Origin of the sequence: Buttiauxella sp. (assembly GCF_035271705.1) — a bacterium.
GTDB lineage: Bacteria > Pseudomonadota > Gammaproteobacteria > Enterobacterales > Enterobacteriaceae > Buttiauxella.
This window is the reverse complement of the sequence record NZ_DATERI010000077.1, coordinates 44,371-55,186: the sequence shown is the minus strand read 5'-3', so window position 1 is coordinate 55,186 and position 10,816 is coordinate 44,371. Positions and strand designations below refer to the sequence as shown.

11 protein-coding genes are annotated in these 10,816 nt (G+C 52.3%); 8 read left to right on the top strand and 3 right to left on the bottom strand.

Annotated elements, in window-relative coordinates; genetic code table 11:
• Nucleotides 1–431: DEAD/DEAH box helicase (locus tag VJY99_RS06835; protein WP_324117313.1), on the bottom strand; the 431-nt coding region annotated here is incomplete at its 3' end.
• A gap of 251 nt (nt 432–682) precedes the next feature.
• On the opposite strand from VJY99_RS06835, the gene cecR reads away from it, so the two are divergent.
• The 5 genes from cecR to VJY99_RS06810 all read left to right on the top strand — a co-directional run bounded on the left by cecR (nt 683) and on the right by VJY99_RS06810 (nt 6,433).
• Nucleotides 683–1,378: a transcriptional regulator CecR gene (gene cecR / locus VJY99_RS06830; RefSeq protein WP_324117312.1), complete on the top strand. Its 696-nt coding sequence runs from the start codon at nt 683–685 to the stop codon at nt 1,376–1,378.
• Nucleotides 1,368–2,366: a secretion protein HlyD gene (gene hlyD, locus VJY99_RS06825; RefSeq protein WP_324117311.1), complete on the top strand. Its 999-nt coding sequence runs from the start codon at nt 1,368–1,370 to the stop codon at nt 2,364–2,366. Before cecR ends, hlyD begins: the two co-directional genes overlap by 11 nt.
• Nucleotides 2,359–4,107 carry an ATP-binding cassette domain-containing protein gene (locus VJY99_RS06820; protein WP_324117310.1) on the top strand — a complete coding sequence of 583 codons (1,749 nt, stop codon included), beginning with the start codon at nt 2,359–2,361 and terminating at the stop codon, nt 4,105–4,107. Before hlyD ends, VJY99_RS06820 begins: the two co-directional genes overlap by 8 nt.
• Entirely contained in the window at nt 4,094–5,233 is a 1,140-nt protein-coding gene (locus VJY99_RS06815) for an ABC transporter permease (RefSeq protein WP_324117309.1), read from the top strand. Before VJY99_RS06820 ends, VJY99_RS06815 begins: the two co-directional genes overlap by 14 nt.
• 93 nt (nt 5,234–5,326) lie before the next feature.
• Nucleotides 5,327–6,433 (top strand): ABC transporter permease, encoded by a 1,107-nt coding sequence (locus VJY99_RS06810; protein WP_324117308.1) that lies wholly within the window; start codon nt 5,327–5,329, stop codon nt 6,431–6,433.
• Nucleotides 6,434–6,497: 64 nt separating this feature from the next.
• Here VJY99_RS06810 and VJY99_RS06805 read toward each other — a convergent pair whose 3' ends face one another.
• Nucleotides 6,498–6,899: a YbhQ family protein gene (locus tag VJY99_RS06805; RefSeq protein WP_324117307.1), complete on the bottom strand. Its 402-nt coding sequence runs from the start codon at nt 6,897–6,899 to the stop codon at nt 6,498–6,500.
• Between the two features lie 132 nt (nt 6,900–7,031).
• Between VJY99_RS06805 and VJY99_RS06800 the strand changes: the two genes are divergently transcribed.
• Genes VJY99_RS06800 through VJY99_RS06790 form a run of 3 tightly spaced genes read left to right on the top strand, consistent with a single transcriptional unit; the run spans nt 7,032 to nt 9,999 of the window.
• Nucleotides 7,032–7,790, top strand: coding sequence for an endonuclease/exonuclease/phosphatase family protein (locus VJY99_RS06800; RefSeq protein WP_324117306.1), 759 nt, complete (start codon nt 7,032–7,034; stop codon nt 7,788–7,790).
• Nucleotides 7,787–9,031 carry a cardiolipin synthase ClsB gene (gene clsB / locus VJY99_RS06795; protein ID WP_324117305.1) on the top strand — a complete coding sequence of 415 codons (1,245 nt, stop codon included), beginning with the start codon at nt 7,787–7,789 and terminating at the stop codon, nt 9,029–9,031. The genes VJY99_RS06800 and clsB overlap by 4 nt, the downstream gene beginning before the upstream one ends.
• Nucleotides 9,031–9,999: a lysylphosphatidylglycerol synthase domain-containing protein gene (locus VJY99_RS06790; protein WP_324117304.1), complete on the top strand. Its 969-nt coding sequence runs from the start codon at nt 9,031–9,033 to the stop codon at nt 9,997–9,999. The genes clsB and VJY99_RS06790 overlap by 1 nt, the downstream gene beginning before the upstream one ends.
• Before the next feature lie 70 nt (nt 10,000–10,069).
• On the opposite strand, the gene VJY99_RS06785 is transcribed toward VJY99_RS06790, so the two are convergent.
• Nucleotides 10,070–10,780: a Bax inhibitor-1/YccA family protein gene (locus tag VJY99_RS06785; RefSeq protein WP_324117303.1), complete on the bottom strand. Its 711-nt coding sequence runs from the start codon at nt 10,778–10,780 to the stop codon at nt 10,070–10,072.
• Between the last annotated feature and the right edge of the window lie 36 nt (nt 10,781–10,816).

Sequence of the window (10,816 nt, the reverse complement as noted above, 5' to 3'; positions counted from 1 at the left end):
GCGTTCTGGTGTTCCAGATCTAACAGACGGCCTGGTGTTGCCACCAACACATCGACACCGCTACGCAGTTTCATCATCTGCGGGTTAATGCTCACGCCGCCGAAAACCACCAGCGAACGGATATCTAAATATTTGCTGTAGTCACGCACGTTTTCGCCAATCTGAGCAGCAAGCTCACGGGTTGGCGTCAGGATCAGCGCGCGCACCGGGCGACGGCCATTCGCATGCGGTTGCTTGTCTACCAGGCGTTGTAACAGAGGCAAGGTAAAACCTGCTGTTTTGCCGGTGCCGGTTTGGGCACTGGCCATCAGGTCGCGGCCTGATAAAACAACCGGAATCGCCTGGCGTTGAATAGGGGTAGGCTCACGATAGCCTTGCTCTTCCACTGCACGCAGAATATCGGCGTTCAGGCCGAGAGAATCAAAAGACATAGGTACTCCAGAATCGCCCTGACCGCGAGGTGCGGTGTAGTTTCCAGGGGTTCATATGACGCCAGTCATTCTGGCGCGAGAGAGGGGCACAAACCACGGTGCCGTAAGCCGCGCAGTGTAACAGGTTTTGTGACTCTGCGCACAAATTCTATTTTTCGACACATTCACAAGATAAATGCGTAGAACTGGACACTGTGGTATCGAGGGCCTACTCTCAATCAATCGATTGATTAACTTTTTAAGAGGTCGGTATGAACGCGACACCGACGCCTGTCACGACTCGCGGTGAGCAGGCAAAAAAAACACTGATTGCTGCGGCTCTCGCGCAATTTGGTGAGTACGGATTGCATGCCACCACACGCGATATCGCCGCACTGGCTGGGCAGAACATAGCCGCCATTACCTACTATTTTGGCTCGAAAGAAGAGCTGTACATGGCCTGCGCGCAATGGATAGCGGACTTCATCACGCAGAATTTTAAGCCTCACGTTGAACGTGCCGAGGCCATTCTCAGCCAGCCACAAGTCGATAAACCACAGATTCGTCAGCTGATTCATACTGCATGCAATCACATGATTATTCTGCTGACTGCCGATGAGACGCTAAATCTCAGCAAATTTATCTCCCGCGAGCAGCTCTCGCCAACACCGGCTTATCAGCTCATTCACCAACAGGTCATTGCGCCGATGCACACTCATCTCACCCGCCTCATCGGGCGGTATGCCGATCGCTGCCCGGATGACACCGAGATGATTCTCCATACTCACGCGCTTATCGGGCAGGTGCTGGCTTTCCGTCTGGGACGAGAAACCATTCTGCTTCGTGCAGGATGGACAACATTTGATAGTGAAAAGGTTAAAAAAATCAGCGACGTGGTAGGCAGCCATGTCGATTTCATTTTGCAAGGGTTAGCGAGCCAACAAGGAAACAGCGGCAATGAAAAGTAAAAAACCGATCATTATCGTGGCAGTTGTGGTGCTGATTGCAGCAGGGGTTGCCGGCTGGATGGGCTACCAAAGTCAGCAGGATAAAGGGCTGACGTTATATGGCAACGTTGATATTCGCACCGTGAATTTGAGCTTCCGCGTTGGTGGGCGCCTTGCCGCTTTACAGGTGGATGAAGGTGATGCCATTAAGGCCGGTGCAACGCTTGGCGAGCTGGACCAGGGGCCGTATCAAAACGCGCTGCTCCAGGCTCAAGCCAATGCCGCTGCTGCACAAGCCAAATTTGACCTGATTATCGCCGGTTATCGTGACGAAGAAATCGCCCAGGTTGCCGCCCAGGTGAATCAGGCACAGGCGGCGTTCGATTACGCGCAGAACTTTTATCAACGCCAGCAAGGTTTGTGGGCTCAACGCGCGATTTCCGCCAACGAACTGGAAAATGCACGTTCATCAAGTGATCAGGCCAAAGCGTCATTAAAAGCCGCGCGCGATAAGTTAAGCCAATACCGCACCGGTAACCGCCCGCAGGAAATTGCTCAGGCGCAAGCCACTCTGCAACAAGCGAAAGCGCAGCTTGCCCAGGCGCAACTCGATTTGCAGGACACCACGCTGATTGCCCCATCGGATGGCACGTTGCTCACCCGTGCTGTCGAACCCGGCAGCATGCTCAATGCCGGCAACTCGGTATTAACCCTCTCACTCACTCGCCCGGTTTGGGTACGTGCGTACGTTAACGAGGTCAGTCTCAACCAGGCGAAACCCGGCACCGAACTGTTGGTTTATACCGATGGCCGCCCGGATAAGCCGTATCACGGCAAAATTGGTTTTGTTTCCCCTACCGCTGAATTCACACCGAAAACCGTCGAAACGCCAGATTTGCGTACCGACCTGGTGTATCGCCTGCGGATTATTGTCACCGATGCCGACGACGCACTGCGCCAGGGAATGCCTGTGACCGTGAAATTCAACAGCGAGAACTCGCATGAATAACCAGGAAGGCATCATCCGCCTGCAAGGGTTGATGAAACAGTTCCCAGGCATGGAAAAACCGGCAGTGGCCCGTCTGGACTGTGAAATTCGCACCGGTGCCGTGACGGGTCTGGTTGGCCCGGATGGCGCAGGGAAAACCACGCTAATGCGCATGCTCGCGGGCCTGTTAAAGCCAAGCGAAGGAAGTGCTGCGGTGATGGGTCTGGATCCCGTAAAGGACGATCGCGCCCTGCACGCGATTCTGGGATATATGCCGCAAAAATTTGGCCTGTATGAAGACTTAACGGTCATGGAAAACCTGAATCTGTACGCCGATTTGCGCAGCGTCACCGGGCAAGAACGTGAAGCGACGTTTAAGCGACTGCTGGACTTTACCGCCCTCGGCCCGTTTACTTCACGCCTCGCGGGGAAGTTATCCGGCGGGATGAAACAAAAACTCGGCCTCGCCTGTACGCTAGTCGGCCAGCCTAAAGTGCTGCTGCTGGATGAGCCTGGCGTCGGCGTCGACCCGATTTCGCGCCGCGAGCTGTGGCAAATGGTGCATGAACTGGCCGGAGACGGGATGCTGATTCTGTGGAGCACCTCGTATCTTGACGAAGCCGAGCAGTGCCGCGACGTTTTACTCATGAATGAAGGTGAGTTGTTGTATCACGGCGCACCAAAGGCGTTAACCCAGCAAATGGCTGGACGCTCGCTGTTGGTGGGCCATCAACAAGAAAATAACCGTAAGTTGCTGCAACGCGCGCTCAAATTACCGCAGGTCAGCGATGGCGTGATTCAGGGGCGTTCGGTGCGCCTGATCCTCGCAAAAGAGTCGACGATTGACGAGCTCAGCCAGTCGCTCAATCTCCCACCGGAGAGTATTGCGCAGACCGATCCGCGTTTTGAAGATGCGTTTATCGACCTGCTGGGCGGTGCGGCTACGCAAGAATCGCCGCTGGGCAAAATTTTACATACCGTGGAAGGCACAAAAGGCGAGACGGTTATCAAAGCCGAAGCGTTAACCAAAAAGTTTGGCGATTTCGCCGCCACGGATAACGTCGATTTCACCGTTCAGCGCGGCGAGATTTTCGGCCTGTTGGGGCCGAACGGTGCAGGGAAATCGACCACCTTTAAGATGATGTGCGGGTTGCTAGTACCGACCTCCGGCAAAGCGCTGGTACTGGATATGGATCTCAAAACCGGCTCCGGAAAAGTGCGTCAGCACCTGGGTTATATGGCGCAGAAATTTTCGCTGTACGGCAACCTTACCGTGGTGCAAAACCTGCGTTTTTTCTCCGGGGTGTACGGCCTGCGCGGCAAAGCGCAGGAGGAGAAAATCAACCGTATGAGCGAAGCGTTTAGCCTGAAACCAATTTTGAACAGCGCCACGGATGCGCTACCACTCGGGTTTAAGCAACGCCTGGCACTGGCGTGCTCGTTGATGCATGAACCCGATATTTTATTTCTTGATGAGCCGACTTCCGGCGTCGACCCCATCACCCGTCGTGAATTTTGGCTGCATATCAATAGCATGGTGGAAAAAGGCGTCACCGTAATGGTGACAACGCACTTTATGGATGAAGCGGAATATTGCGACCGTATTGGGCTGGTGTATCGCGGTAAGCTGATTGCCAGTGGCACGCCGGATGACCTTAAACAGCAAGCCGCCGACGACGAGCAAACTGACCCAACCATGGAACAGGCATTTATTACGCTTATCCATCAATGGGATAAGGAGCACGAACATGAGCGAGCATAATCAGGCCGTTTCCTTACGACGGGTTCGCGCCCTGTGCGTGAAAGAGACTCGTCAGATTGTGCGTGACCCCAGCAGTTGGTTGATTGCCGTGGTGATCCCGCTATTGCTGCTGTTTATTTTTGGTTATGGCATCAACCTCGATTCCAGCCGCCTGCGCGTCGGGGTTTTGCTGGAGCAACAAAGTGAAGAGGCGCTCGATTTCGCACACACCATCAGCGCCTCGCCCTACATCGATCCGACCATCAGTGACGATCGCCAGCATCTGATTCAACTCATGCAGGCGGGGAAAATTCGCGGTCTGGTGGTTATCCCGACTGATTTCGCACAAAACATGGCGCGCGCGGGAGCCACGGCACCCGTACAGGTGATAACCGATGGCAGCGAACCCAATACCGCCAACTTCGTGCAAGGTTATATGGAGGGGATCTGGCAAATCTGGCAGCAACAACGGGCGGAAGATCGGGGTGAAAAGTTTGAGCCGCTGATCGAGGTGCAGTTACGTTACTGGTTTAACCCTGCGGCAATCAGCCAGCATTTTATCATTCCCGGTGCCGTGACCATCATCATGACGGTGATTGGCGCGATTCTTACGTCGTTGGTGGTGGCGCGTGAATGGGAGCGCGGCACCATGGAAGCGCTGCTCTCAACCCAGGTGACGCGTACCGAATTACTGCTGTGCAAACTGCTGCCCTATTACGTGCTGGGGATGTTGGCGATGCTGCTGTGTATGTTGGTGTCGGTGTTTATTCTCGACGTGCCGTATCGCGGTTCATTACTGATTTTATTCTTCGTCACCAGTCTGTTCTTGCTCAGTACGCTCGGCATGGGTTTATTAATTTCCACCATTACGCGCAACCAGTTTAATGCCGCACAAGTGGCGCTAAATGCGGCGTTCCTGCCGTCCATAATGCTGTCCGGTTTTATCTTCCAGATAGACAGTATGCCCGCCATTATCCGTGCGGTGACCTATATCATCCCGGCGCGTTATTTCGTCAGCACGCTGCAAAGCCTGTTTCTGGCGGGGAATATTACGACCGTGTTAGTCATCAACACACTGTTTTTAATTGCCTCGGCGGTGATGTTTATTGGCCTGACCGCATTGAAAACCAAGCGCCGTCTTGATTAGGCACAACTGACTCCAGGCGCCATTGTTGCAGACAGTTTGGGCGCAGCCCAAACCCAAAATGGCAAATAAAATAGCCTGCTAACGGGGAACGAAATGTTATATCGACTCTGGACATTGATTCGCAAAGAACTGCAATCCCTGTTGCGCGAGCCGCAAACCCGCGCAATTTTGATTTTGCCTGTGGTGTTGCAGGTGGTGCTGTTTCCATTCGCCGCGACCCTTGAAGTGACTAACGCGACCATCGCCATTTATAACGAAGATAACGGCAGCCATTCCATTGAACTCACCCAACGTTTTGCCCGAGCCAAAGCCTTTAGCCATGTGTTGTTGTTAAAAAGTCCGCAAGAGATACAACCGACCATTGATAATCAAAAAGCATTGCTGCTGATTCGCTTCCCGGCGGAGTTCTCACGCGACATCGCCAGCCATCAGCAAGCAAAACTGCAAATCATTCTGGACGGGCGAAACTCAAACAGTGCGCAAATTGCCGCAAATTACCTGCAACAGATTGTGAAAAATTACCAACAGGAACTGGTATCAGGCCTGCCAAAACCCAACAACAGCGAGCTGGTGGTGCGTAACTGGTATAACCCAAATCTGGACTATAAATGGTTTGTGGTGCCGTCGTTAATTGCGATGATAACCACCATTGGCGTGATGATTGTCACCTCGCTTTCCGTGGCTCGCGAACGCGAGCAAGGTACACTCGATCAACTGTTGGTTTCCCCGCTCGCAACATGGCAGATTTTTGTTGGCAAAGCGGTGCCTGCGCAAATCGTGGCGATTGGCCAAGCAACCATTGTGCTCAGTGTCGGGATCTGGGGTTATCACATTCCGTTTTCCGGCTCGCTGTTACTATTTTACTTCACGATGCTGATTTACGGTTTGTCGTTGGTGGGCTTTGGTTTATTGATATCAGCACTCTGCTCAACGCAACAGCAGGCGTTTATCGGCGTGTTTGTCTTTATGATGCCAGCCATTTTGCTTTCGGGTTATGTCTCGCCGGTAGAAAACATGCCAGTGTGGTTGCAGAACCTGACGTGGGCGAACCCGATTCGGCATTTCACCGACATTACCAAGCAGATTTATTTGAAGAACGCGAGTTTTGACATTGTCTGGGGAAGTGTGTGGCCACTATTGGTAATAGCAGCCATCACGATTTCAGCGGCGTACTGGATGTTTCGGCGCAAAATCGCCTGATGCCGTCATACTACAAGTTGCCTGTGCGTTGGTCATACTCGGCCCATCCTGGGGACTCACTGCCTCACCGCCTTCCTGCAACTCGAATGGTTTTGGGCATATCTTTAACGAGCAGCGAATAGATAATCGGCCCGGCAATCATCGCAAGCCCTGCGCCTGCAAGAAGGAATTTATTTTCGACGACGCGTGACAACAGCCACAGAGCAATCATCGCTGAGCCGAAATACCAGGTGGTTGTCAGCTCTTCAAGAAAATCGCCAATATCACGTAAGCGCCCAGTGCGAACACGTTGCAGGGCGAACATCAGGATAACTGTCGCGACATACAGCACACATAACCCAATGCCGACCGGTATGAGGGTGGCAGTCTTCCAGCCAACGAGCAGCACACAAAGCACAGAAAGATGCAGCATTATTTGCCAGCAGCTTAGGCCCGTAGTCACTTGTACACGTTGTTGCCATTTCATTATTTCTCTCCTGGCCACTAATTCCTGTCATTCAGAGTACCGCAGTATGCGGAAAATTCTGTAACCCGACACCTATTTGTGACAGAGACTACACTTTATTTTCATCTGGATTTAATTAATGCCGGGAGAAGCATGGGTAACAAGGCTCAGCACTTTTCCTTTAAAGTGCTCACAATTAATACACACAAAGGTTTTACCGCACTCAACAGGCGCTTCATTTTGCCAGAGTTGCGCGATGCGGTACGCGCGGTTTCCGCCGATATTGTCTGCTTGCAAGAAGTGATGGGAGCCCATGAGGCACACTCCCTGCGAGTGGATAACTGGCCGGAAAGCAGCCATTACGAATTCCTCGCGGATAGCATGTGGAGTGAGTTTGCTTATGGCCGCAACGCGATTTACCCCGAAGGCCATCATGGCAATGCGGTGCTATCACGCTTCCCTATCCACCATTTTGACAATCGCGATATCTCGGTCGAAGGCCACGAAAAACGCGGCATGCTGCACTGCCAGATAACCCTAACTGGTGTGAATATTCGTGCGCATATCATTTGTGTCCATCTCGGTTTGCGTGATGCACACCGTCGGGCGCAGCTCAACATGCTTTGCCAACTGGTGAATGAACTCCCTGAAGGTGAGCCGGTCGTGGTGGCGGGTGATTTCAATGACTGGCAACAACGCGCCACTCATCAGCTCAGGCAAACCGGCTTAGATGAAGTCTTTACCCGTGCGCGGGGCCGTCCAGCGCGAACCTTCCCTGCCCGTTTCCCGGTCCTTCGTCTGGACAGAATTTATGTGAAAAATGCCTCAGCGAGCGCCCCGACAACGCTGCCGTTGCAGCAGTGGCGGCATCTTTCCGACCACGCGCCATTAGCGGTGGAGATACATATATGAAAAATAACTGGCGCGATGGAAACCGCATTTCGTTACTTGAAAACGGTGATCAGTTTTTCCCGGCGGTGTTTGAAGCCATCAGCAATGCGCGTAGCAAAGTGTTTCTTGAGACATTTATTTGGTTTGAAGATGATGTCGGCCGAAAGCTGCATGAAGTAATACTGAATGCCGCCAGGCGTGGGGTGGGCGTAGAAGTGTTGCTTGATGGCTACGGCTCACCCGATTTAAGCGACGGATTTGTCAGCCAACTGACCACAGCGGGCGTGAAGTTCCGCTACTACGATCCCCGCCCTTTGATCTTTGGCATGCGCACCAACTTATTCCGCCGTATGCACCGCAAAATCGTGGTGGTCGATGGCCTCGTGGCGTTTGTCGGGGGTATTAACTATTCCGCCGAACAAATGAGTGATTATGGTCCTGAAGCTAAGCAGGATTACTCGGTCAAAGTCGAAGGGCCGGTGGTGGATGATATTTATCACTATGTTATTTCCAACCTACCCGACCACGATGTTAAGCGCCGCTGGTGGCGGCGTCATCGTAATCCCGCCCAGGAAAACCTGACGCCGGGTGAAGCTCAAGCCTTGTTCGTCTGGCGCGACAACAACCAACATCGCGATGACATTGAACGCTACTACTTGAAAATGCTCAGCAAAGCGAAGCGTGAAGTGATTATTGCCAACGCCTATTTTTTCCCGGGATATCGTCTGCTGCATGCCATGCGCAAGGCGTCACAACGTGGCGTTTCGGTAAAACTGATTGTGCAGGGCGAACCGGATATGCCGATTGTCAAAGTTGGCGCTCGCCTGCTGTACAACTACCTGGTGCGCTCAGGCGTGAAAATTTATGAATATCAGCGCCGTCCGCTGCACGGCAAAGTTGCGCTGATGGATGACCACTGGGCAACCGTCGGTTCCAGCAATCTTGACCCGCTGAGTTTGTCCCTCAACCTGGAAGCCAATCTGATTATTCATGACCGTGATTTTAACGCTACGTTGCGGGCAAATCTGCACGGTTTGATGACCAAAGATTGCAAACCGGTTGATGAGTCGATGCTCCCCAAACGTACCTGGTGGAATCTGGGTAAAAGCGTGTTGGCGTTCCACTTTTTGCGCCACTTCCCGGCGATGGTTGGCTGGCTACCCGCACATACGCCAAAACTTGCGCAAGTGATGCCGCCAGCACAGCCACAACTCGAAACCCAGGACCAGGTTGAGACCGATAATCCCGGAGTGAAATATTAATGTCGCACTCGCACCCAAAATGGCGCAAAGCAAAGAAAGTCCTCACCTGGCTGTTTTTTATTGCCGTCATCGCGCTGCTGGTGGTGTATGCAACCAAAGTCGACTGGCAGGAAGTTTGGCAAGTCATTCGTAATTACAACCGCATAGCGCTGTTTAGTGCGGTGGGCTTGGTCATTCTGAGTTACCTGCTTTACGGCTGCTACGACCTTTTGGCGCGGTCGTATTGCGGACATAAATTAGCCAAACGACAAGTGATGTTGGTGTCGTTCATCTGCTATGCCTTCAACCTCACCCTCAGTACTTGGGTGGGTGGCATTGGCATGCGCTATCGTCTTTATTCACGCCTTGGCCTACCCAACGCCACCATCACACGCATCTTCTCGTTAAGTATTTCAACTAACTGGCTGGGTTACATTTTGCTGGCGGGGGTTCTCTTTACTGTTGGCGTGGTGCAGTTACCGGCTCACTGGTACATCAACCAGACAACGCTGCGCATTTTAGGGGGCGTGCTGCTGGTGATTATTGCGGTTTATCTGTGGTTTTGTGCCTTTGCAAAGCATCGCCATCTGACGATAAAAGGCCAACGTCTGGTGTTACCGTCGTTTAAATTTGCCCTGATACAGATGGCGATTTCAAGTGCCAACTGGATGACGATGGGTGCGATTATCTGGCTGTTATTGGGCCAGGAGATTCATTACTTCTTCGTTTTAGGTGTGCTTTTGGTGAGCAGTATTGCTGGCGTCATTATGCATATCCCTGCGGGGATTGGCGTACTGGAAGCGGTATTTATCGCATTACTGGCAGGCGAGCATGCCACGAATGGGACGATTATTGCGGCACTTCTGGCCTATCGAATGCTCTACTTTATTGCCCCACTGCTGCTGGCGATTGTTTGCTATTTATGGCTGGAGAGTCGGGCGAAGAAGATGCGGGTGAAAAACGAGAAGAAGCTTCAGGAAAACTCGTGAGGTTTAAGGTGGATGTCGCTTGCGCTAATCCACCTGACTTCTTTATGTATATAAGCAAGAAGCAGCAAGATTAACGGCGGTTGCCGAAAATACGCAGCAGCATAAGGAACAGGTTGATGAAGTCGAGATACAGCGTTAGCGCACCAAGAATGGAATACTTACGCATGGTTTGCGTATCACGGGTATCAATTTGTTCGCCAATGTTTTTCAGCTTCTGTGTGTCGTAGGCCGTCAGCCCGACAAACACGATAACGCCGATATAAGTTACCGCCCACATCAGAGCCGTGCTTTTCAGCCACAGGTTCACCAGTGAAGCCAACACGATACCAATCAGCGCCATAAACAGCATATTGCCAAAACCGCTCAGGTCGCGCTTGGTGGTGTAGCCATACAGGCTCATGGCACCGAACATCCCGCCTGAAACCACAAACGTACTGGCGATGGATGAATAGGTGTAGACGATAAAAATGCTGGAAAGCGTCAAGCCAGTGAGTGCCGAGTACAGCATAAATAAGCTGGTGGCCATACCCGCGCTGAGCTTTTGCACCATGCCGGAGAGCACAAACACCAACCCCAACTGCACGATGATCAACCCAAAGAAGGTGATTTTGCTGGAAAAGACAAACTCCATCACCTCGGGCGTATTCGCAGCATACCAGGCGACAAATGCCGTCAGTAACAAGCCGCAGGTCATCCAGCCATAAACTTGCGCCATATAGGCCTGCAAACCAGTACGTGTCTGCTGGACAATAGTGTCATTTGAGCGTGGGAATCGATCCATGATGCTTCCTTAAGTTAAATGCGTTGACCGAATTTC